Source organism: Aeromonas sp. MTB, assembly GCF_056632455.1.
Window position 1 is genome coordinate 111,258 of sequence record NZ_CP147026.1, and the last position, 23,429, is coordinate 134,686.

19 protein-coding genes are annotated in these 23,429 nt (G+C 62.1%); 6 read left to right on the forward strand and 13 right to left on the reverse strand.

The genetic code is table 11. From position 1 onward, the window contains the following. Positions 1–16 precede the first annotated feature (16 nt). From cysG to argS, 8 genes are all read right to left on the reverse strand, one after another. Positions 17–1,417, reverse strand: coding sequence for a siroheme synthase CysG (gene cysG, locus WBR25_RS00515; protein ID WP_479749247.1), 1,401 nt, complete (start codon positions 1,415–1,417; stop codon positions 17–19). Positions 1,418–1,429: 12 nt separating this feature from the next. Further along, on the reverse strand, positions 1,430–2,242 hold the full coding sequence (gene nirC / locus WBR25_RS00520) for a nitrite transporter NirC (RefSeq protein ID WP_139410483.1): 813 nt from the start codon (positions 2,240–2,242) through the stop codon (positions 1,430–1,432). 57 nt (positions 2,243–2,299) lie between these two features. Further along, the gene (nirD, locus tag WBR25_RS00525) at positions 2,300–2,617 is read right to left on the reverse strand and encodes a nitrite reductase small subunit NirD (protein WP_017784191.1); all 318 of its coding nucleotides are present in this window, start codon (positions 2,615–2,617) and stop codon (positions 2,300–2,302) included. Beyond that, positions 2,617–5,163 carry a nitrite reductase large subunit NirB gene (gene nirB / locus WBR25_RS00530; RefSeq protein WP_479749248.1) on the reverse strand — a complete coding sequence of 849 codons (2,547 nt, stop codon included), beginning with the start codon at positions 5,161–5,163 and terminating at the stop codon, positions 2,617–2,619. Before nirB ends, nirD begins: the two co-directional genes overlap by 1 nt. Before the next feature lie 264 nt (positions 5,164–5,427). Next, entirely contained in the window at positions 5,428–6,756 is a 1,329-nt protein-coding gene (hslU, locus tag WBR25_RS00535; protein ID WP_005340773.1) for an HslU--HslV peptidase ATPase subunit, read from the reverse strand. A 65-nt stretch (positions 6,757–6,821) separates the two neighbouring features. After that, entirely contained in the window at positions 6,822–7,355 is a 534-nt protein-coding gene (gene hslV, locus WBR25_RS00540) for an ATP-dependent protease subunit HslV (RefSeq protein WP_257691419.1), read from the reverse strand. Positions 7,356–7,542: 187 nt separating this feature from the next. Continuing rightward, positions 7,543–8,388, reverse strand: coding sequence for an SPOR domain-containing protein (locus tag WBR25_RS00545; protein ID WP_322862996.1), 846 nt, complete (start codon positions 8,386–8,388; stop codon positions 7,543–7,545). Positions 8,389–8,391: 3 nt separating this feature from the next. Further along, positions 8,392–10,137, reverse strand: a complete 1,746-nt coding sequence (argS, locus tag WBR25_RS00550; RefSeq protein WP_005355547.1) for an arginine--tRNA ligase — start codon at positions 10,135–10,137, stop codon at positions 8,392–8,394. 310 nt (positions 10,138–10,447) lie between these two features. Here argS and WBR25_RS00555 point away from each other — a divergent pair, with 310 nt between their 5' ends. The 3 genes from WBR25_RS00555 (at position 10,448) to WBR25_RS00565 (ending at position 12,418) form a co-directional block, all read left to right on the forward strand. Next, a complete protein-coding gene (locus tag WBR25_RS00555; RefSeq protein ID WP_075116190.1) occupies positions 10,448–11,014 on the forward strand; it encodes an LON peptidase substrate-binding domain-containing protein in 567 nt (188 codons plus the stop codon). Positions 11,015–11,154: 140 nt separating this feature from the next. Beyond that, a complete protein-coding gene (locus WBR25_RS00560; protein ID WP_005355542.1) occupies positions 11,155–11,724 on the forward strand; it encodes a sigma-70 family RNA polymerase sigma factor in 570 nt (189 codons plus the stop codon). Further along, complete coding sequence (locus tag WBR25_RS00565) at positions 11,717–12,418, forward strand: ChrR family anti-sigma-E factor (RefSeq protein WP_479749249.1); 702 nt, start codon at positions 11,717–11,719, stop codon at positions 12,416–12,418. Before WBR25_RS00560 ends, WBR25_RS00565 begins: the two co-directional genes overlap by 8 nt. Positions 12,419–12,484: 66 nt before the next feature. Here WBR25_RS00565 and bacA read toward each other — a convergent pair whose 3' ends face one another. The 5 genes from bacA to galE form a co-directional block, all read right to left on the reverse strand. Further along, positions 12,485–13,300: an undecaprenyl-diphosphate phosphatase gene (bacA, locus tag WBR25_RS00570; protein WP_479749250.1), complete on the reverse strand. Its 816-nt coding sequence runs from the start codon at positions 13,298–13,300 to the stop codon at positions 12,485–12,487. Positions 13,301–13,415: 115 nt separating this feature from the next. Next, complete coding sequence (gene galM / locus WBR25_RS00575; RefSeq protein ID WP_479749251.1) at positions 13,416–14,405, reverse strand: galactose-1-epimerase; 990 nt, start codon at positions 14,403–14,405, stop codon at positions 13,416–13,418. Next, on the reverse strand, positions 14,402–15,550 hold the full coding sequence (gene galK / locus WBR25_RS00580; RefSeq protein WP_479749252.1) for a galactokinase: 1,149 nt from the start codon (positions 15,548–15,550) through the stop codon (positions 14,402–14,404). Before galK ends, galM begins: the two co-directional genes overlap by 4 nt. Next, positions 15,547–16,605 carry a UDP-glucose--hexose-1-phosphate uridylyltransferase gene (locus WBR25_RS00585; protein WP_479749839.1) on the reverse strand — a complete coding sequence of 353 codons (1,059 nt, stop codon included), beginning with the start codon at positions 16,603–16,605 and terminating at the stop codon, positions 15,547–15,549. Before WBR25_RS00585 ends, galK begins: the two co-directional genes overlap by 4 nt. A 60-nt stretch (positions 16,606–16,665) precedes the next feature. Further along, a complete protein-coding gene (gene galE / locus WBR25_RS00590; RefSeq protein ID WP_479749253.1) occupies positions 16,666–17,679 on the reverse strand; it encodes a UDP-glucose 4-epimerase GalE in 1,014 nt (337 codons plus the stop codon). Between the two features lie 201 nt (positions 17,680–17,880). Here galE and WBR25_RS00595 point away from each other — a divergent pair, with 201 nt between their 5' ends. The 3 genes from WBR25_RS00595 (at position 17,881) to mglB (ending at position 23,400) form a co-directional block, all read left to right on the forward strand. Beyond that, positions 17,881–18,888, forward strand: a complete 1,008-nt coding sequence (locus tag WBR25_RS00595; protein ID WP_005356970.1) for a substrate-binding domain-containing protein — start codon at positions 17,881–17,883, stop codon at positions 18,886–18,888. A gap of 189 nt (positions 18,889–19,077) precedes the next feature. After that, complete coding sequence (locus WBR25_RS00600; protein WP_479749254.1) at positions 19,078–22,137, forward strand: beta-galactosidase; 3,060 nt, start codon at positions 19,078–19,080, stop codon at positions 22,135–22,137. 276 nt (positions 22,138–22,413) lie between these two features. Next, positions 22,414–23,400: a galactose/glucose ABC transporter substrate-binding protein MglB gene (gene mglB / locus WBR25_RS00605; protein WP_005340747.1), complete on the forward strand. Its 987-nt coding sequence runs from the start codon at positions 22,414–22,416 to the stop codon at positions 23,398–23,400. Positions 23,401–23,429 lie beyond the last annotated feature (29 nt).

The window sequence follows — 23,429 nt, forward strand, 5'->3', positions numbered from 1 at the left end:
AGTTGCCGAGGCTCCCTCAGGCGAGGGCTCGCTGGCGCTGCGGGGCCTGGCCAAACCAGGCGAGCTGGTCGGCCAAAGTGACCACCGAGCCCACCATGATGAGCGCCGGACTCTCGACCCCCACCGCCAGCGCGGGTAGCTCATCGAGAGTGCCGCGAATGACCCGCTGGCAGGGTTGGGTGCCGCGCTCGATCAGCGCCACCGGGGTGTTGCCTGCCTTGCCGTGGGCCAGCAGCTGCTCGCGGATGGTGGCGCAGGATGAGAGCCCCATGTAGAACACCAGCGTCTGTTTGTCCTTGGCGAGCAGCGGCCAGTCGAGATCCCGGGCGCCCCCCTTGCCGTGGGCGGTGACGAAGCGCACGCTCTGGGCGTGATCGCGGTGGGTCAGCGGAATACCGGCGTAGGCGGCGCAGCCGCTGGCCGCAGTGATTCCCGGCACCACCTGAAAACCGATGCCGCTGCCGACCAGCGTCTCCAGCTCCTCGCCGCCACGGCCGAAGATAAAGGGGTCGCCCCCCTTGAGCCGCACCACCCGTTGCCCCTTCTGCGCCTCCTCCAGCAAGAGCTGGTTGATCCCCTCCTGCGGCACGCAGTGGTTGCCCGCCTGCTTGCCGACGAAGATGCGCTTGGCATCCCGGCGCACCAGCGCCATCACCTCGTCGGAGACCAGCCGGTCATAGACCACCACGTCCGCCTGCTGCATCTGGCGCAGGGCGTGCAGGGTGAGCAGGCCCGGATCGCCGGGACCGGCACCCACTAGCACCACTTCGCCAGCACTCTGGCTTTCGTCGGCAAACAGGTTGCCGGCCAGCTGGTGGGCAGAGGCGCTATCCCCCCGCGCCAGCGCCTGCCCGAGCCGATCCGCCCCGAGCAGCCGCTCCCAGAAGCGGCGCCGCTCGCCCATGCTGGCGAAGCGGGCCTTGACCCGCTCCCGCAGGCTGCCGGCGAAGGTCGCCACGGCCCCCAGATGTTGCGGCAGCAGGGCTTCCAGTTTTTCCCGCAGCAGGCGGGCCAGCACCGGCGCCTTGCCGCCGGAGGAGATGGCCACCATCAGCGGCGAGCGATCGATGATCGACGGCATGATGAAGCTGGAGCGTTTCGGGTCATCCACCACGTTGGCAAAGATCCGCGCCTGATTGGCGCTTTGGTAAACCAGTGCATTCACCTCGCGCCGATCGGTTGCGGCCACCACCAGCCACTTGCCCGCCAGTTGTTCCGGCACAAATTCACCGGCCAGCCACTCGATGCTGCCGTTGGCCGCCAGTTCCGCCAGCTCGGGGTCGAGCTCGGGCGCTACGACTGTGAGGTGGGCACCGGCATCCAGCAGCAGACGCGCCTTGCGCTCTGCCACCTCGCCGCCGCCGACCAGCAGCACGGGTTTGTTGTCGAGTCGGCAAAAGATGGGCAAGTAGTCCATGGGGCCTCCGGATCAGGCGGTTCGGGTCTGGTTGGCGGTGCTGGTGGTCTCGCTCACTGCGACCGGGCGCTCCGCCTTGGGGGTGGCATACCAGTAGCCGAGGCCCATAAAGAGGACGCCGGAGACGGTGTTGCCCAGGGTCACCCACAGCAGGTTGTGGCCGATGCCGCCCAGGGTGTAGGCCTCGGAGTGGGCGCCGAACCAGGAGAGAGCGAACAGGGTCATGTTGGCGATGGAGTGCTCGTAGCCGGAGGCGATAAAGGCCAGCAGGCACCACCAGATGGCGATGAAGCGGGCGGCCCCTTCGGTGCGCAGCGCCATCCAGATGGCGAGGCAGACCAGCCAGTTGCAGAGGATCCCCTTCATAAACAGGGTCAGCGCCGGGGCCTGGGTCTTGGCCAGCGCCACCTTGTGGGCCAGACTGCCTGCGTCCGGCAGCAGGCTGCCGCCGTAGGAGTAGATGAGCGCCACCACGATGGAGCCAATCAGGTTGCCGGCCCAGGTCTGCGGCAGGATGCGCAGCAGGTCGGCCATGGTGATCTTGCCCGCCTTCACCCCGAAGGTGAGGAACATGGTGTGGCCGGTAAACAGCTCGGAGCCGGCAATGATGACGAGCGTCAGGGCGATACCGAAGGTGGCCCCCATCACCAGCGGTCGGATGCTCGGATCCACCAGATTACCGAGGGTGAAGATGAGGATGATGCCGAGGCCCACATAGGCCCCCGCCATGGCGGAGCTGAGCCAGAAGCCGAGCTTGTCGCTGCGCTCGAAGCGGTTGATGCGGGCCGCGTTGGCGGCACACTTGTTGATGGTTTCCGTGTACATCTTGTGAGTCCTTGAAAGGGCTGCCCTCTGGCAGCCCGAAAGAGAGTGCATTTGGTTTTAGACGGCGACCCAGACCTGCTGGTCGCGCACTTCAACGGGGTAGCCTTGAACCGACATGGCGGGGTTGTCGAAACAGTGGCCATCGCTCAGACGAAAGCGCTGCTTCTTGAGCGGGCTGGCGACCCAGAGTTCACCGTCGTGTTCGCAGATCAGGCCCCGCGACAGCACATTGGCGGCGAAGAAGGGATCCCGGTTGTCGATGGCGAACACCTCGGCCGCCGCGCTCGGGCGGAACAGGGCGATCTGACGACCCTCAATCAGAGCGCAGACACCGGTTCCCGGCAGGATGTCGTTGAGTTGGCAGGCAAGTTTCATCATTTGGTTTCCACCTCGATCTGGTAGACGGGGATGCGCTCGGCCGGGGTCGCCGGTCGGTGCTGGTCACGCTCGGCGACAAACTGGACGTCCGGATCGCGTTTGTCGCTGTTGATGAAGTGGCTGAAGCGCTTGAGCGCCTCCTCTTCATTGAGGGTGCGCGACCATTCGCACTCGTAGCTGTCGATGAGGGTCTGGATATCGCGCTCGAGCGTCTCGGCCAGTCCCAGCTTGTCGTCGACGATCACCTCGCGCAGGTAGTCGACGCCCCCTTCCAGATTGCCGAGCCAGACCGAGGTGCGCTGCAGTTTGTCGGCGCTGGTGACGTAGAACATCATAAAGCGGTCGATCAGCTTGATGAGGGTCTCGCGGTCGAGGTCAGACGCCAGCAGATCGGCGTGGCGCGGCTTCATGCCGCCGTTGCCGCCCACATAGAGGTTCCAACCCGCATCGGTGGCGATGATGCCGACATCCTTGCCCTGGGCTTCCGCACATTCGCGGGTGCAGCCGGAGACGCCGAACTTCATCTTGTGCGGGGTGCGAATCCCCTTGTAGCGGTTCTCGAGGAAGACCCCGAGGCCAACGCTGTCCTGCACGCCGAAGCGGCACCAGGTGCTGCCGACGCAGGTTTTGGCCATGCGCAGTGCCTTGGCGTAGGCCTGACCGGTCTCGAAACCCGCCGCCAGCAGCTTGCGCCAAATGGCAGGCAGATCATCCTTCTGGGCTCCGAACAGGCCGATGCGCTGGGCGCCGGTGATCTTGGTGTAGAGCTTGTAGTCGCGGGCCACTTCGGCCACCGCCAGCAGCCCTGCCGGGGTCACTTCGCCGCCGGCCATGCGCGGGATGACGGAGTAGCTGCCGTCCTTTTGCATGTTGCCGAGGAAGATGTCGTTGGTGTCCTGCAGCGGGATATTGCGCGGGCTCAGCACATGCTCGTTCCAGCAGGAGGCTAGGATGGAACCTACGGTCGGTTTGCACACCTCGCAGCCATAGCCTTGGCCATGTTTGGCCAGCAGTTCGTCGAAGCTCTTGATCCCCTCCACCTTGACCAGATGGAACAGCTCCTGACGGGAGTGTTGGAAGTGGGCGCAGAGGTGGTTGTTGACCTCGATGCCCTGCTTCACCAGCTCGGCGTTGAGCACCTGACTGATGAGCGGCACGCAGCCGCCGCAGCCGGTACCGGCCTTGGTGTGCTGCTTGATGGCGGCCAGCGTGGTGTGACCCTCGGCCACCGCCTGGGCGATGTCGCCCTTGGAGACATCGAAGCAGGAGCAGATCTGGGCGCTTTCCGGCAGGGCATCCACCCCCAGCGTCGGCTTGGCACCGGCGTAGGCGGGCAGGATCAGGGTGTCCGGGTGGCTCGGTAGCGGCAGGGCGTTGAGCATCATCTGCAACAGGTTGCCGTAATCTTCCACATCACCCACCAGCACGGCGCCGAGCAATCGGCTGTTGTCTTCGCTCACCACGATCTTCTTGTAGACGCCGGCCTGATCGTCCTGAAACACATAGCTGTGGCTGCCCGGGGTGCGGCCATGGGCATCACCGATGGAGCCGACGGAGACGCCGAGCAGCTTGAGCTTGGCGCTCATGTCTGCCCCCTCGAAACGGCTGTCGCCGCCGAGCAGGTGGTCGACGGTGATCTGGGCCATCTTGTAGCCCGGCGCTACCAACCCGAAGAAGCGGCCCTGCCAGGCGGCGCACTCGCCGATGGCATAGATATCGGAGTCGGAGGTGAGGCAGTGATCGTCGATGACGATGCCGCCGCGCTCGGCGATGGCCAGATCACCGTAACGGCCCAGGGTATCTTGCGGGCGAATGCCGGTGGAGAAGACCACCACGTCTACTTCCAGCTGGCTGCCGTCAGCGAAAGCGAGGCGGTGCTTCGCCTGCTCGCCGCCGTGCATCAGGATCTCGCTGGTGCTCTTGCTGGTGTGTACCTGTACGCCCATGGATTCAATCTTGCGGCGCAGCAGCTGGCCGCCCTGACCGTCGAGCTGCTCGGCCATCAGCACAGGAGCAAACTCCACCACGTGGGTCTCGAGACCCAGCGCCTTGAGGGCACCGGCCGCTTCGAGGCCAAGCAGGCCGCCCCCGATCACCACCCCGCTCTTGCCACTCCTGGCGGCGCTGCGAATGGCTTTCAGATCCTCGATGGTGCGATAGACGAAGCACTCGTGGTGCTGACTGCCCGCAATGGGCGGCACCCAGGGGTAGGAGCCGGTGGCCAGCACCAGCTTGTCGTACCCGACCACAGTGCCCTTGTTGGAGTGCACTTCGCGGTTGGCCCTGTCGATTTTTTTCACCGCTTCGCCGAGCAGCAGGCGGATGCCGTGCTTGTCGTAGAAGCCGGGTTTGACGAGGGAGAGATCTTCACTGGTGTGATGGGAGAAGTAGGAGGAGAGATGGACGCGATCGTAGGCGGGACGGGGTTCTGCACCGAAGACGGTGATCTCGTAGCGGCCCGGCTCGGCCCGCTCGATCAACTCTTCGATGAAGCGGTGCCCCACCATGCCGTTGCCCACAACGACCAGTCTGACTTTGCTCATGATTGCCTCTAGTTTGGAGTAATAAAACATCATTCTGGGGCTAGGCTACCCAGTCAGTCGGGGCGGGCAATTGATGCAAATCAAGTGTCTATTTATATATCTCGTCAGGGGTAATTCGATAAAATTCAAAGATATACAAAAATAGGTATACCAGTTGAGTGTTTTGCTGCTGGGTGCGAGTGGGACATAGAGAGAAGGGGGCTGGGGCTTAAAATGCAAAACGCCCCCATTTCTGGAGGCGTTTTTTTACAAACAGAACTTCGCTTACAGAATAAAGCGGCTCAGATCTTCATCCTCGACAAGCGCACCGAGATGGGCGTTGACGTAGTCGGTGTCGATGACAAAGGTCTCGCCGGACTTCTCGGAGGCGTCGTAGGAGATATCTTCCATCAGGCGCTCCATCACGGTGTGCAGACGACGGGCACCGATGTTCTCGGTACGCTCGTTAACCTGCCAGGCCGCTTCAGCCAGACGGCGGATGCCATCCTTGGTGAACTCGATATTGACCCCTTCGGTGGCCATCAGCGCCTTGTACTGATCGGTCAGGGAGGCGTTCGGTTCGGTCAGGATGCGCTCGAAGTCATCTGTGGTCAGGGCGGTCAGCTCGACGCGGATCGGCAGACGGCCCTGCAGCTCGGGGATGAGGTCAGACGGCTTGGCGATCTGGAAGGCGCCGGAGGCGACAAACAGGATGTGGTCGGTCTTGACCATGCCGTGCTTGGTGTTGACGGTGCAACCTTCAACCAGCGGCAGCAGGTCGCGCTGTACCCCTTCACGGGAGACATCGGGGCCGGAGCTCTCGCCGCGCTTGCAGATCTTGTCGATCTCGTCGAGGAAGACGATGCCGTTGTTCTCGACCGCTGCGATCGCTTTCTGCTTCAGCTCTTCCGGATTGACCAGACGGGCCGCTTCCTCTTCGATCAGCGCCTTCATGGCCTCTTTGACCTTGATCTTGCGCTTCTTCTTCTGGTTCTGGCCCAGGTTCTGGAACAGCCCCTGCAGCTGGTTGGCCATCTCTTCCATGCCCGGTGGGGTCATGATTTCGACGCCCATCGGGGAGGCGGAGAGCTCCAGTTCGATCTCCTTGTCATCCAGCTGACCTTCCCGCAGTTTCTTGCGGAAGATCTGGCGGGTGTTGGAGTTGTCGGCTTTCTCTTCCTCACCCCAGGTGTTGCGCGGGTTGGGCAGCAGGGCGTCGAGGATGCGCTCTTCGGCGGCTTCCTCGGCGCGGTATTTCATCTTCTCCATCTCGGTTTCGCGCACCAGCTTGATGGCGGCATCGGTCAGATCGCGGATGATGCTGTCCACTTCCTTGCCGACATAGCCCACTTCGGTGAACTTGGTCGCTTCCACCTTGATGAAGGGGGCGTTGGCCAGCTTGGCCAGACGACGGGCGATCTCGGTCTTGCCGACACCGGTCGGGCCGATCATCAGGATGTTTTTCGGGGTCACTTCATGGCGCATCTCTTCGTTGAGCTGCATCCGGCGCCAGCGATTGCGCAGGGCAACGGCAACGGCGCGCTTGGCATCGGCCTGACCAATGATGTGACGATCCAGCTCGTGGACGATTTCTCTCGGGGTCATCTCGGACATGATGGTGTTCCTGTATCCGGGGCGGGCAGTGCCCACCCCTTGGGAAATTGGGTTGGCTGGCGGCCTTATTTGGCGGCGTAGTCCAGCACTTCGATGGTGTGGTTGCTGTTGGTGAAGACGCAGATGTCGCCCGCAATCTTGAGGGACTTCTCGACAATGGTCCTGGCATCCAGCTCGGTGTTTTCCAGCAGCGCGATGGCGGCGGACTGGGCGAAGTTGCCGCCGCTGCCGATGGCGATGAGATCGTGCTCCGGCTGCACCACGTCACCGTTGCCGGTGATGATGAAGGATTTGTGTTCGTCGGCCACGGCCAGCAGCGCTTCGAGGCGGCGCAGGGCGCGATCGGTGCGCCAATCTTTGGCCAGCGCCACGGCGGCGCGCTCCAGATTACCCTGATGGGCCTGCAGTTTTGCTTCGAAACGCTCGAGCAGGGTGAAGGCGTCGGCGGTACCGCCAGCGAAACCGGCCAGCACCTTGCCGTTATAGAGACGATGAACCTTGCGGGCGTTGCCCTTCATGACGGTGTTGCCAAGAGAGACCTGGCCATCGCCACCGATGACGACCTGACCGTTGCGGCGAACTGAAACTATGGTAGTCACTTTACTTACCTCGCTTGAGCCGAATGACGGCCTGACTGTGCATGGCAAGAAAGATGGGGATGGCAAACGGGCTTTTCAACCCTGCCTTTGGTCGGGATAAACGGGGTAGCAAACAGCGTGGGTGCGAGTGACACCAAAAGAACAGGGCCGGGTGTTGCCACCCGGCCCTGCGTCATCGGTAAGCGGATTACCCTTTCTTGGGAATGCAGCCGCTGATGCCGGAGCTCTGCAGCTTGCTGTTGGCCGCGTCGGCGGCCGCCTTGCCGTTGAAGGGGCCCACCATCACCTTGTAGACGGTGCCGTTGGCGCCATTGATCACCTGCAGGCTGGAAGAGAGGCCGGCGGTGAAGGCGATACGTGCCTTGAGCGACTCTGCGGAATCCTGCGAGCGCAGGGCGGCGCACTGCATCATATAGCGACCGCTGTCGGCGGCTGCGGTCTGGGCTGGCGGGGTGGCCGCTTTGGCCTTGGCCGCTTCGGCGCGCTCCCGTTCCAGCTCGGCGCGGATCTCCCGCTCCATCCGTTCCCGTTCGGCCTTGCGGTCGATCACCTGCTCTTGCGCGCTGGCAACCGGTGCACCGGAGGTGGAAGGGGTGGTCGCCGGATTGGGCTGATAGGGCTTGGGCTGGCCGATGGGTGTTCCCGGTTGGGGAATGTCGGTCGGCACCGGCTGCGGCAGTTTTTCCGGCTGCAGGGTAACGGTATCTGCCGGCGGTGGCGGCAGCACACCCGGCTGGGTCGGCGGCTCTATGATATCGACCTGCTTGTTCTCAAGCCGTTCGATGTAGCTCCACTTCTCCTGAGGCAGCCCGTTATTCTGCGCTTTTGGTTTGTTGGCCTTTACCTGCTCCTCAATGGTGGGGGCGTCGTTGCCCTTGCCATTGATCATGTAAAGGAAGCCACCAAAGCCTGCCAGCAGTGCCACGACCAGCAGCACTGGAATAACAGGAAAGCGGCGAGGGGCCGCTTTCTTGGTATTGCGGCCCCCCGCCCGACGTCGCGGGCGGCTGCCGACATAATCCCGGGTTGCCATCTATTACATGCGCTCCAGGGTATGGATGCCCAGTACGCCGAGGCCCAGTTTCAGCACCTTGGCGGTGGCGGCGCACAGCAGCAGACGGCTCTGACGGGTTGCCTCGTCCACGCCATCCTTGTTGATCGGGCAGGCTTCATAGAAGGTCATGAAGTTGCCGGACAACTCGTACAGGTAGGTACAGAGCAGGTGCGGCATGCCTTTGTCGGCCACGCCGTTGACCGCGTCGGAGAACTGGATCAGCTTCTGGGCCAGCACCTCTTCGGCCTCTTCGTTCAGGGTCACGTTGCCGGTCAGCGTCTCGGCATCGATGTTGGCCTTGCGGAAGATGGACTGGATACGGGTGTAGGCGTACTGCAGGTAAGGGGCAGTGTTGCCTTCAAAGGAGAGCATCAGATCCCAGTCGAAGATGTAGTCGGTAGTACGGTTCTTGGAGAGATCCGCATACTTGACTGCGCCCATGGCGATGGCATTGACCACATTGGCCTTCTCTTCGGCAGAGAGGTCGCTGTTGCGGCTCTCCAGCAGGGCGGCGGCGCGCTCTTCCGCTTCGTTCAGCAGGTCGACCAGCTTGACGGTGCCACCGGAGCGGGTCTTGTAGGGACGACCATCCTTGCCCAGCATCATGCCAAAGGCGTGGTGCTCGAGCGGCACGGATTCCGGCACATAACCCGCCTTGCGGGTGATGGTCCAGGCCTGCATCAGGTGCTGGTGCTGACGGGAGTCGATGAAGTACATCACCCGGTCGGCGCCCAGAGTTTCGTAACGGTATTTGGCACAGGCGATGTCGGTGGTGGTGTAGAGGAAACCGCCATCGCTCTTCTGGATGATGACGCCCATGGCCTCGCCATCCTTGTTCTTGAACTCGTCCAGGAAGACAACGGTGGCGCCTTCGCTCTCGACCGCCAGCCCCTTGGCTTTCAGGTCGGCCACGATCTCCGGCAGCATGTCGTTGTACATGGACTCGCCCATGATGTCCTTGTTGGTCAGGGAGACATTCAGGCGGTCGTAGTTGATCTGGTTCTGTTCCATGGTCATGTCGACCAGCTTCTTCCACATGGTACGGCAGTACTCGTCGCCGCCCTGCAGCTTGACCACGTAGTTACGGGCGCGCTCGGCGAAGGCTTCGTCTTCGTCGTAGCAACGCTTGGCCTGGGTGTAGAAGGCTTCCAGATCCTTGAGCGCCATGTCGCTGGCGTGCTCGTTGGACATCTTCTCCAGATAGGCGATCAGCATGCCGAACTGGGTGCCCCAGTCGCCGATGTGGTTGGCGCGGATCACTTTGTGGCCGAGGAATTCCAGCGCGCGCGCAGCCACGTCACCGAGTACGGTGGAGCGGATGTGGTGCACCGCCATCTCTTTGGCCACGTTGGGGGCGGAGTAGTCCACCACCACGGTTTGTGGCGCGGGCAACCGTACGTTGGCGTTGGCAGAGGTCACCATGGCCTCGACCTGACCGGCCAGCCAGCGCTGGTCGAAGAAGAAGTTGATGAAGCCGGGGCCGGCGATCTCGACCTTGGCGATCAGGTCTGAGGCAGGCAGATGCTCGATGATGGCAGCTGCCAGCTCACGGGGATTCTTGCGGGCCGGTTTGGCCAGCAGCATGGCCAGGTTGGTAGCCAGGTCGCCGTGAGCTTTTTCCTTGCATCGGTCTACTTGCACGCGGGCTTCCAGGTCCGCCGGCAGGACGCCTGCTGACTTGAGATTGGCTACCGTTTGTTCAAGTAGATGATGAATATGCTCTTTCATAACTGACCACCAAGGTTGCGCGTCGAAAAATGACTGATATATAAGGGCGTGAATTTTACCCGCATCGGCCCGAGAAAACTATAGGGATGACCCGCCGCTCGCTGTCGGGCGGATATTTCACTGCGTTTGGCGCCATATTCCAGAATATTGGGCGGAAATTATGGTGCTTATCCATTTCTACTGCATATCGAAGCGGCTTGTCCAGGCTATTTTCCCCTGATTGTTAAGGGTTTTTCCTTTCCGCTGACGGGAATGATCTCCTCCCTCTGGCCCGGCGTATCAACAGAGGTTCCCAACCGAGGAGTTTGCGATGCGACTGGCGCTGTTTCCCCTATCTGCCCACCTGCTGCCCGGCGGCATCATGCCGCTGCGGATCTTCGAACCGAGATACCAGCGGATGATTGCCGAGGCGGGGGAGTCCGGCTTTGCCCTCTGCATGGTGGATCCTCGCCAGCCCGACGCCCTGCGCAACATGCTGCCCATCGCCACCCGGGTCACCATCATCGATTTCGACCGGCTGCCGGACGGCATGCTGGGGATCACAGTGCAGGGGATGGAGCGGGTGCAGATAGAGGATCTGTGGCAGGAGCAGGATGGCCTGCGTATCGGCGAGGTGACGCCGCTGACGGCCTGGCCGCCCCGCCGGCTCCATCCCGATCAGCAACCGCTGGTCGAAGCATTGCGGGAGGTGTTTGCCGACTATCCCGACTATGCTGCCCTCTATCCCGCCCCCCGCTGGGACGATGGTAACTGGGTGGCCCAGCGCTGGCTGGAAGTGCTGCCTATCCCCCCCGAACAGAAGCAGCTGCTGCTGGCCGCTGCCGACAATCAGCCCGCCATCGCCCTGCTCAAGGGGGTACTAGTGGCCAGCCACTGATTTTTTCTGACCCGCTGATCCGCCACTGCCGCAGCGCCGTACAAGTCATCACTACAGCATGTTCGACAGCACACCAAAGGGATGGCGCAATGGCATATACTGGCCAACCACACTCGACCATACGCAGGACCTCGCCCGTGATGGATAACCCGGATGGCGACCTCAAATCTCTGCTGATCAGGGTGGCAGAGCAGGCCGACAAGGCTGCTTTTGCCCGCCTGTTCCAACACTTTGCGCCGCGTATTCGCAGCTACGGCCTGCGCCACCTCGGCAGCGAAGCCAACGCCATGGAGCTGGTGCAGGAAACCATGCTGCTGGTGTGGCAGAAGGCGCGTCTCTACCACCCCGAGAAGGGGGCGCCGACCACCTGGATCTATACCGTGATGCGCAACCAGTGCTTCGACATGCTGCGCCGTCGTCGCGCCAGCAAGGAGGATCTCTGTGCCGAGGAGCTGTGGCCGGTGCTGGAGTTTCAGGCCGAAGAGGAGCACCTGAGCGGCGGGGAGGATGCGGTGCTGACCCGTCAGATGGCCCACTATCTGGGCACCCTGCCGGAGCCGCAACAGCAGGTGGTGCGCGGCATCTATCTGCAGGAGTTCTCCCAGCAGGAGCTGGCGGAGCGACTCGGCGTGCCGCTCGGCACCATCAAGTCCCGCCTTAGACTGGCGTTACAGAAATTGAAAGAGCAAGTGGAGCAAGGCCATGATTAAAGCCCATCCGACCGACCCTATGCTGCGTGCCTTCGCCGCCGACGAGCTCCCTCTGCCGCTGGCGGTAGGGCTCTCCGCCCACTGCGAACTCTGCCCCGATTGTGCTGCCCGACTGAAGACATTCGAAGAGGAGCTGGCGCAACAATATCTTGCCTCGCCAGCAGAGCCCGAGCTGGACTCCCGCGATGAAGATGAAGTAGCGCTGGATGCCGGATTCGACGCCATGCTGGCGGATATTCTGGCGCAGCCGCTGGCAGAGCCCCTCTCCGAGCCAACACATGACCAGCCCCGAACGCAGCACGGCGAGCTGGAGGTGGCCGGTCGCGCCTACCGTTTGCCACGGGTGCTGGCCCGCTATCGTTCGCCCAAGTGGCGCCATATCGGAGCCATTCGTCAGCAGAGTCTGCCGCTGGACGAGATGGGGGCGCGCGCCAGTTTGCTCCATATCGAAGCGGGCGGCCGCATCCCCGAGCACACCCATCAGGGCTATGAGCTGACCCTGCTGCTGGCTGGCAATATTCAGGATGGCGATACCCTTTACAAGGCGGGTGATTTCATCTGGCGTGATGCCAGCCACTCCCACAGCCCTCATACGCCCGATGGCTGCCTCTGCTACACGGTACAGGATGCGCCGGTGCAGTTCACCAAGGGGCTGTCGCGGCTGCTGAATGGCATCAGCCAGCACCTCTACTGAGCACCATGACGCCATAGAAAAAGGGACCAAGTTGGTCCCTTTTCTCATTTCATTGCAGGCTGCCGGTCAGGCGACAAACACCAGATAGACGGCGAATGCCATGATAAAGCGGTAGATGGCGAACGGGATGAAGTCGATGCGGCGGATCAATGTCAGGAAGGTCTTGATCGCAAACATCGCTACCACGAAGGCGGTGATAAAGCCCACTGCAAACATCGGGAAGTCGGCCATCGAGAGGAAATCGCGGCTCTTGTAGAGATCAAGCCCGCTGGCCGCCACCATCATGGGCACCGCCATGATGAAGGAGAACTCGGCGGCGGCGTGACGGCTGATCCCCATCAGCATGCCACCACTGATGGTGGCGCCGGAGCGGGAGAAGCCGGGCCACAGGGCGAGACACTGGAACAGACCGATGCCGAACGCCTGCTTGTAGCTGATGTCATCCAGAGTTTCTGCTGTGACGGCCGGGCGGAACTTCTCGGCGATGATGAGCAGGATGCCCCCCGCGACCAGCGCGTACATGACGGTCTGTGGACCAAACAGGTTAGCCTTGATCCAGCTGTGGATGGCCAGACCGACCACGATGGCGGGCATCATGCCGAGGATGACATGCACCAGCGACAGGGTCGCGTGATCCCGGGACGGCTTCTGGCCGAAGTGAATGCCAATCAGGCCAAATAGGCGGCGCCAGAAGACGGCGACCACGGCGAGGATGGAGCCCAGCTGGATCACCACTTCGAAAGTGGCAGCCTTGGGCCCTTCAAAGCCCAGCAGATGGCCGACGATAATCATGTGGCCGGTGGAGGAGACGGGGAGGAACTCGGTCAGCCCCTCGACGACGCCCAGAATAAAGGCGACCAGCAGGCTATAAGTGTCAGTCATCGAACAAACAATCCTTAACTTCGTTGATGTAAAAACGCCCCGAAAGGGTCTCGGGGCGGCATATCTTGCTCGATTGTGACTGCTGAGGCTATGTAAAAATCATGAATTCTTTAAGTTAGTCGCGGATAAAGCGGTAGCGGGTCTGGTGGTGATAACGCTCGCCAGGCAGCAGCCAGGGGTTGCCCAGCTCGGGGCGATTGGGGCTGTCCGGCAGCTGTTGCGCCTCAAGACAGAACCCGTCGTGATCCCGGTGCGACTGGCCGCTACGGTTCGGGGTATTGGCCAGCCAGTTGCCGGTATAGAACTGCAGCGAGGGCTGGTTGGTATAGACCTCCATCGCCAGCTGCTTGTCGCCAGAGACTATCCGAGCGGCCCATTCTGATGTCGGGCCGTTGAGCACAAAGGCGTGATCGTACCCCTTGGCCTGTTGCTGCTGGGGATGGCTCAGCCAATCCTGTCCGACAAGGCGCTCGCGGCGCAGATCGAACGGCCCCTCCACCGGAGTGATGGCGATCGGCAAACCGCTCGGGTCGGTCGGCAGGAAGTGATCGGCATTGATGCTGATGAGGTGGTCACGGACATCGTCGCCATCGGTTTGCCCATCGAGATTGAAGTAGGCGTGGCTGGTGAGGCTGACCGGCGTAACGGCATCCGTGCTGGTGATGAAATCCACCACCAGATCGCTCTGCTCCAGCCGGTACTCCAGGGTGACCCGCAGATTGCCGGGAAAGCCCTGATCCCCCGCCCGGGAGAGCAACGCCAGCTTGACCCGATCCGCCTCCAGCTCCCTGATTTGCCAGCGCTGGCGATGAAAGCCAGCCTGCCCGCCGTGCAGACAGTTGGGTGCCTGATTGGCATTCAGCGGCCAGCGCTGTCCATCACGCACCAGCTCGGCACCGCCGATGCGGTTGGCGAAACGCCCGGCCACCGCACCCAGCCACACCTGCTGGGTGGGATAGGCGTCGTCGGCACAGCCCAGCAGCACTTCACGCCGTTTGCCCGCCACCAGCAGGGTGAGGGAGGTGAGGGTGGCGCCGAAGTCGAGGCCGCGCAGGCGCAGCCCCTCTTCATTTTCCAGCTCGAACGGGGTCATGGCGCTGCTCATAGCTTGCCTGCACCGGCGCTGGCAGAGCAGACGTAGCAGTCGGCCTTGAGGCCCGAGATGGCCGGATACTCCGCCTCGACGGAGGCAATCACCTCGGCCACCTTCTCGGGGCGCAGCAGGGCGACCACGCAGCCGCCGAAGCCGCCACCGGTCATCCGCACGCCACCATCTGTGCCGATCCTGGCCTTGATGATCTCCACCAGACCGTCGATGGCGGGCACTGTGATCTCGAAGTCATCGCGCATGGCGGCGTGCGACTGGGCCATCAGCTCGCCGAGACGGGTCAGATCGTGGCTCGCCAGCGCATCGGCGGCCGCCAGAGTGCGGGCATTTTCCCCAACGATGTGGCGGGCACGACGATAGCAAGCATCATCCAGCCCGGCCTTGCGCGCTTCCAGTCCGGCCAGATCGAGGTCGCGCAGCGCCTTGACCCCGTAGTGACGGGCGGCCGCTTCGCACTGCTGGCGACGGGTGTTGTATTCGCTGTCCACCAGACCGCGGCGCACATTGGAGTTGACGATCAGCACCGCCAGATCCGCCGGCATGGGGATGAGGCGGGTCTCCATCGAGCGGCAGTCGAGCAGCAGGGCGTGGTCTGTTTTGCCGCTGGCGGAGATCATCTGATCCATGATGCCGCAGTTGCAGCCGACGAACTTGTTCTCCGCCTGCTGACCGTTGAGGGCTATCTCGGCCTGGCTGATGTCGAGCCCCAGCGCCTCCTTGAAGGCCTGACCGATGGCCACTTCCAGCGAGGCAGAGGAGGAGAGCCCCGCCCCCTGCGGCACGTTGCCGGAGACCACCAGATTGAGGCCGCGCAGGGCATAACCGCGCTCCTGCAGATACTTCACCACGCCGCGGATGTAGTCGCTCCAGCGTTGGCTGGGGTGGTGCTCGATAGGCTGGTCGAGGTCGAACTGGTCGCGCTGGTTGTCGTAGTCGGCGGCGATCACCTGCACTTGTCGGTCATCGCGCAGGCCGATGGCAACGCAGGTCTCGTAGTCGATGGCGCAGGGCAGCACGAAGCCGTCGTTGTAGTCGGTATGTTCACCGATGAGGTTGACGCGGCCGGGGGCGCGCACCAGCAGATCGGGCGCTTTGGCAAATTGCTCGGCAAAAACGGTGCTGACGCGTTGGCTGGGGGTCATAGGGCCTCCTCATTGGTGTGGCTGGTCTGGGTGTAGTGAACGGGGCTGAGAGCGCGTAGCCGTTCGGCGGCCTGCTCCGGAGTCAGGTCGCGCTGGGTTTCGGCCAGCATCTCGAAGCCGACCATAAATTTGCGCACGGTGGCGGAGCGCAGCAGCGGCGGATAGAAGTGGGCATGCAGTTGCCACGCCTCGGGGCACTCCGACTTGGGCGGTGCAAAGTGCCAGCCCATGGAGTAGGGGAAGCTGCACTCGAACAGGTTGTCGTAGCGGCTGGTGAGCTCCTTGAGCGCCACTGCCAGATCCTGTTGCTGGGTCTTGGTCAGGTTGAGCATGGAGGGGACGTGCGCCTTGGGCAGCAGCAGGGTTTCGAACGGCCAGGCGGCCCAGAAGGGGACCACTGCGAGCCAGTGCTCGGTCTCCACCACGATGCGTGAGCGATCCGCCTGCTCCCGCTCTACATACTCCAGCAGCATGGGGCGGCCATGCTCGGCCAGCCAGTCGCGCTGGTGCTGCTCTTCGCGGGCGATCTCGTTGGGCAGGAAGTCGCTGCCCCAGATCTGGCCGTGGGGGTGCGGGTTGGAGCAGCCCATGACGGCCCCTTTGTTTTCAAAGACCTGCACCCATTCCCACTGGGCAGACAACTCGGCGACCTGATCCATCCAGGTGGTGATCACCCCCTCGATGGCGGGCAGCGGCAGCTCGGGCAGGGTCTTGCCGTGGTCCGGCGAGAAGCAGATCACCCGGCTGGTGCCGCGGGCGGCTTCCAGCTTCAACAGGGGATCGCTGGCACTATCGGCGGCCGGAGTATCCTGCATCAGGGCGGCGAAGTCGTTGGTAAAGACGAAGGTGCCCTTGTAGTCGGGGTTGATGTCGCCAGTGACCCGGGTGTTGCCTGCGCAGAGGAAACAGTCGGGATCGTGGGCCTGTTTGGGGGCCTGACTCACCTTCTCCACCTGTCCCTGCCAGGGGCGTTTGGCCCGGTGGGGGGAGACCAGCACATACTGGCCGGTCAGCGGGTTGAAGCGGCGATGGGGATGATCGACGGGGTTGAACATCATCTCTCCTGAGTAAGGTATTGAAAAATAGAGTCGTTTATTACCGGGGAGCAGGCAGGCCTACTCCTCGTAACCGTTCGGATTGGCGGATTGCCAGCGCCAGCTATCGGCGCACATGGCGTCGATGTTGCGGGTCGCCCGCCAGCCCAGTTCGCGCTCGGCCTTGGCCGGATCGGCCCAGCAGGCGGCGATATCGCCCGGGCGACGCGGTTCGATGCGAAATGGCAGTGGCTTGCCACAGGCAGCAGAAAAAGCGGCGACCAGCTGCAACACGCTCTGGCCCTGACCTGTGCCCAGGTTGTAGGTGTGCACGCCACCCTTGCCGGCGCAGTGTTGCAGCGCCTTGACGTGCCCCTCGGCGAGATCCATCACGTGGATGTAGTCGCGTACACCGGTGCCATCCACAGTTGGGTAATCGTTTCCAAAAACCGACAGGCAGTCGCGACGGCCGATGGCGACCTGAGTGATATAGGGCATCAGATTGTTGGGAATGCCTTGGGGATCTTCCCCCATGGTGCCCGACTCGTGGGCGCCGACCGGATTGAAATAGCGCAGCAGGGTCATGCTCCAGTGGGGCTCGGCCAACTGCAGATCTTCGAGGATCTCCTCGATGATCAGCTTGGATCGCCCGTAGGGGTTGGTAGCGCTGCGGGGGAAATCCTCGCGGATTGGCAGGCTGGCCGGATCGCCGTAGACGGTGGCCGAAGAGCTGAACACCAGATTGTGCACCCCGGCCCGTTTCATCGCCTGCAGCAGGGTGAGGGTGCCGCCGAGGTTGTTCTCGTAGTAATCCAGTGGAATGCGAGTCGACTCACCGACCGCCTTGAGGGCGGCAAAGTGGATCACTGCGTCGATCTGCTGTTCGGCGAAGATCCGGTCCAGCAGGGCCGCATCGCGAATATCCCCTTGATAGAACAGGGGTTGCTGGCCGCTGATAGCTGCGACTCGAGTCAATACGCTGCGCTTGCTGTTGCCGAGGTTGTCGACCACCACGGGGTTCATACCTGCCGCTTGCAGGGCCAGACAGGTGTGGCTGCCGATATATCCGCAACCGCCGGTGACCAGAACGTTCATCTTGCTCTCCACTGAAAAGTGTCTGGAAGCAGTCTAGCCGAGGGTGTGGCGACCAAACTGTGAGCTTGCTTGCAAAACAGTGTAAACGATTACACTGTTTCTGTGGTCATCCTGACGGCAGATATGCGTTTCACCTCTGTTTTCAATGGGTTTGCTGGGTATAATGGCGCTCTATTGCACAGTGAAATAAGTGAAAACAGTATGAGCACCATCAAGGACGTCGCCCGTTTGGCCAATGTGTCGGTGGCAACGGTTTCACGGGTGATGAACAACTCCCCCAAGGCCAGCGCCGCGTCTCGCGAAGTGGTGCAGAAGGCCATGGCCGAACTGGGCTATACCCCCAACGCCAACGCGCGGGCACTGGTCAGCCAGACTTGCGACACCATGGGGGTGGTGGTCGGTGATGTAGCCGATCCCTTCTTCGGTGCACTGGTGAAGGGGGTCTCCGGCGTGGCCGTCGAGCAGAACCTTCACCTGCTGATGGGTAACGGTTTTCACAAGGCGCGTCAGGAGCGTGAAGCGATCGAGCTGCTGATCGGCAAGCGCTGTGAGGCGCTGGTGGTGCACAGCAAGGCGCTGAGCGACGAGGAACTTTACGATTACGCCATGCGGGTGCCCGGTATGGTGCTGATCAACCGCGATATTCCGGCCCTCAAGGGACGCTGCATCGCTCTCAACAATCGGCTTGGTGCGGCCACGGCAACTCGCCACCTGATCGAACTGGGTCACCGCCATATCGCCTTTATCAGCTCGGATCACGCCATTGAGGATGCCACCTTGCGCCTGCAGGGTTATCAGGATGGACTGATGGAAGCCGGTCTGGCAGCCGATCCCGAGCTTATCGAGAGCGGCACGCCGAACGAGGAGGGGGGCGAGCGCGCCATGCTCAACCTGCTGGCCAAGGGGCTCAAGGTGACCGCCGTGGTGGCCTATAACGATGCCATGGCGGCTGGCGCCATCTCTGTGCTGGCGGACAACGGCCTGCGAGTGCCGGAGGAGGTCTCGGTAGTGGGCTTCGATGACATCATCTATGCCAGATACCTGAGGCCCAAGCTCTCCACCATGCGCTATCCCATTGAGCTGATGGCGGCCCAGGCGGCCAAGCTGGCCATTCAGCTGGCGGCGGGGGAGAGTGACGCGACCCAGAGCCGGATCTATACCCCCACCCTGATCAATCGCCACTCGGTGGCACCGGTTCGGGCCGGATAGCCCCCTTTTGCGGCCCTGTTCGGGGCCATTTCTTGCACAGTTATTGTTTTACCTATTTTTAATCATTTTTACTCCGCTTTACTTAACAAAATCAGTGTAATCGTTTACATCTGTGTGAGCTAGATCGCCGTTCCCTGCGTCATACTTCTCTAGACTGAATACGTTTTCCAATCAGCAGGGAGAGAGTGAATGCTCAGGGAGATAGTGGCGCGTCAGGATTGGCAGACTCAGGCCATTACGTCGGTAAACCGGCTGGCAGCCCATACCCCCATGTTCAGCTGGCGCAGCGAAACGGATGCCAGGGGTGATCTGGCCTCTTCCTCTCGTCTCTTGCTCGATGGCGAGTGGCGCTTCTCCTTCTTTGCCGCTCCCGAATTGGTGCCCGAGAGCTGGCTGGCGCAGGATCTGGTGGATGCTTGCCCCATTACAGTGCCGGGCAACTGGCAGCTGGATGCCGCCTATCCGGCCGCGCGGCCGCCCACCGATGGCCCCATCTATACCAATATCAAGTACCCCTTTCCTTGCGATCCGCCCCGAGTGCCAGCAGAGAACCCCACCGGTTGCTACTCCCGCGAGTTCGAACTTCCTACCGACTGGCTGGCCAGTGGCCAGAGCCGGATCATCTTCGACGGGGTGAGCAGCGCCTTCTACCTCTTCTGCAACGGCCGCTGGGTCGGTTACTCCCAGGACAGCCGGCTGCCCGCCGAATTCGATCTGACTCCTTATCTGCAGAGCGGTCGCAACCGGTTGGCGGTGCTGGTACTGCGCTGGTCCGACGGCTCCTATCTGGAAGATCAGGATATGTGGTGGCTGTCGGGGATCTTCCGCTCCGTCAGCCTGCTGCACAAGCCGTCCCGCCATCTGATGGATATGCGGGTGACCCCCGAGCTGGATGCCTGCTATCGGGATGGCCGTCTCAAGATTGCCCTGCAGGTGGCCAATGGGGCCGGTCTGTCGGTTGAGGCCAATCTCTATGACGGCGGCGAGCGGGTCGCGACCCTGCGCCAGCCGATAGGCACCCAAGCCATTGATGAGAAAGGGGCGTATGACGATCGTGCCGAGCTGTGGCTCGACGTGGCTGCGCCGCGCAAGTGGAGCGCCGAGACGCCCCATCTCTATCGCCTTACCCTGACGTTACTGGACGAGCAGGGCCAGGCCATCGAGAGCGAGGCGTGCGATGTGGGCTTTCGGGTGGTGGAGATCCGTGGTGGCCTGCTGCGGGTCAACGGTCAGCCGCTGCTTATTCGTGGTGCCAACCGTCATGAACACCATCCCGCCAAGGGTTATGCCATTGATCGCGCCACCATGGAGCGGGATCTACTGCTGATGAAGCGGCACAACTTCAATGCGGTGCGCTGCTCCCACTATCCCAACCACCCCGATTTCTATCGCCTCTGCGATCGGCTCGGTCTCTATATGGTGGACGAGGCGAATCTGGAGACCCACGGCATGACCCCCATGGGGCGGCTGGCGCGGGATCCCGCCTGGAGCAACGCCTTTCTGGAGCGGGCGACCCGCATGGTGGCGCGGGATTTCAACCACCCCTCCATCATCATCTGGTCGCTCGGCAACGAGTCGGGTTACGGCCCGGCCCACGATGCCATGTATGGCTGGATCAAGCGCAGCGACCCGAGCCGTCCGGTGCAGTACGAGGGGGGCGGGGCCGATACTCCGGCGACCGACATCATCTGCCCCATGTATGCCAGAACCCATCAGGATCAGCCCTTCCCGGCGGTGCCCAAGTGGGCGCTGGCCAAGTGGATCGGCCTGCCCGGCGAGCACCGTCCGCTGATCCTCTGCGAATATGCCCACGCCATGGGCAACAGCCTGGGGGGCTACGCCCACTACTGGCAGGCGTTTCGCGATCATCCACGCCTGCAAGGCGGGTTTGTCTGGGATTGGGTCGATCAGGGGCTCGACAAATACACCGCCGATGGCCGCCACTACTGGGGCTATGGTGGCGACTTCGGTGATGTGCAAAACGATCGCCAGTTCTGCTGCAACGGCCTGCTGTTCCCAGATCGCACTCCCCATCCAGCCCTGTTCGAGGCGAAGCGGGCCCAGCAACCGTTCCGCTTTACCCTGCTTGAACATACCCCGCTGCGGGTGCGGATCGAGAGTGAATACCTGTTTCGCTCCACCGACAACGAGCGGCTTTGCTGGCAGCTGTGCGAGAACGGCCATGTGCAGCAGCAGGGGGAGGTTTCCCTCATGCTGGCGCCGCAAGGGGTGGTCGAGTTGACCCTGAGCGAGACACTGCCCGCCTTTGCGGCAGGCTCACTGGCCTGGCTCGATCTGGCCATCGTTCAGCCCCAGGCCACCCTCTGGTCGCAGGCAGATCACAAGGTCGCCCGTCAGCAGTTCACCCTGCCGACTCCCCTTGCCCTGCCAGCGCCGGTCGCTGCCGCTACCCTGAGCGAGCAGCCGGATGGCTGGCGGATCACTGCCTCAAACAGCCAGTGGTGGCTCGACAAGCAGAGCGGCCGCATCACCAGTTGGCAAAAATCGGGGCAGGAGCAGTTGCTGGCGCCGATCATGGATCACTTCTATCGCGCACCGCTCGACAACGACATTGGCACCAGCGAAGCGGATCACGCCGACCCCCACTCCTGGATTGCTCGCTGGCAGGGCTGTGGTCTCGGTCAGTGGCAGCACTGCTGTCTGGGGATCGCGGTCGCCGGAGGGGATATCCGGGTCAGCCATGGCTACTTCCACCGCGATGAGCTGCTGCTGGTGAGTCACTGGCATCACCGCTTTACCGACGATGGCGCCATGAGCCTGGAGATAGAAACCGAGCTGGCACAGGTGCTGCCGTCGCTGCCGCGGATCGGTCTGCTGCTTCATCTGGCCGAGGTACCGGCGCGAGCCGAATGGCTGGGACGCGGCCCTCACGAGAACTATCCGGACCGCCTGCTGGGCGCCGATCTGGGGCGCTGGAGTTTGCCGCTGGAGGCCATGCACACCCCTTATGTTTTCCCGAGTGACAACGGCTTGCGCTGCGATACTCGTCAGCTGCAGCTGGGTAGCACGACGGTGAGCGGCACCTTCCATTTCAGTGCCAGCCGCTTCAGTCAGCAACAGCTGGCCGCTGCTCGTCACCAGAGCGATCTGGTGGCCGAAGAGGGGCTGTGGGTCTGTCTCGATGGCGCCCATATGGGGGTGGGCGGGGATGACTCCTGGAGCCAGAGCGTGCGTCCCGAGTATCAACTGCTCGAGCGTCGTTACCGTTGGGGCTGCACTCTCCGCTAATCCAGCTATTGAAGCGACTGTCTAGCCAGTGCGCCATTTTGACAACAGACCAGTAACGACTAGCCTCAATGCTGTGGGAAAGATTGAGTCTCAAATCTGATTTTTATTTATATGTATTTGAAAAATAAATATAAAGTTTCAATGTAACAGAGTGTAAACGTTTTCATTTTGTCGTCATGATCACAGAAGAAATGACAACAAACTGATTACATTGATTGGCGCTTGCTCAATTGCTCGCCACCCTACAACACAGATAGACACATCGGAGCACACATAATGAAAAAACTGACCACAGTTGCCGCCCTGCTGATGGGCATGATGGCTGGAGCCAATGCCCAGGCTGACACTCGTATCGGGGTAACCGTCTACAAATACGACGACAACTTCATGGCGGTCGTGCGCAAGGCCATCGAGAAGGAGGCGGCAGCCACTCCGGGGGTGGAACTGCTGATGAACGACTCCCAGAACGACCAGTCCAAGCAGAACGACCAGATCGATGTGCTGCTGGCCAAAGGGGTGAAGGCGCTGGCCATCAACCTGGTAGACCCGGCTGCGGCCCCGGTGGTGATTGAGAAAGCCCGTGGCGAAGATATCCCGGTGGTCTTCTACAACAAGGAGCCGAGCGCTACCGATCTGGCCAGCTACGACAAGGCCTACTACGTGGGCACCGACTCCAAGGAGTCAGGGATCATCCAGGGTCAGCTGATTGCCAAACACTGGAAAGCCCATCCGGAGTGGGATCTGAACAAGGATGGCGTGATCCAGTTCGTGCTGCTGAAAGGGGAGCCGGGCCACCCGGATGCCGAAGCGCGCACCTCCTACGTGGTCAAGACCTTGAACGATGGCGGCGTCAAGACCGAGCAATTGCACATGGATACCGGTATGTGGGATACCGCTATGGCGAAAGACAAGATGGACGCCTGGATCTCCGGCCCCAACGCCAACAAGATCGAAGTGGTCATCGCCAACAACGACGGCATGGCAATGGGTGCAGTCGAGTCACTGAAAGCCCAGGGCAAGACTGCCATTCCGGTATTCGGCGTCGATGCGCTGCCGGAAGCGCTGGCCATGGTCAAGAGCGGTGCCATGGCGGGTACCGTGCTGAACGATGCGGCCAACCAGGCCAAAGCCACCTTCGAGCTGACCAAGAACCTGGCTGAAGGCAAACCGGCCGGTGAAGGCACCAAGTGGAATATCGTCGACAAGGTAGTACGTGTTGCCTACGTCGGTGTGGATAAAGACAACCTGTCCCAATTCGAGTAATTCCCTCCTCCAGGGCAAGGGAGATCCCC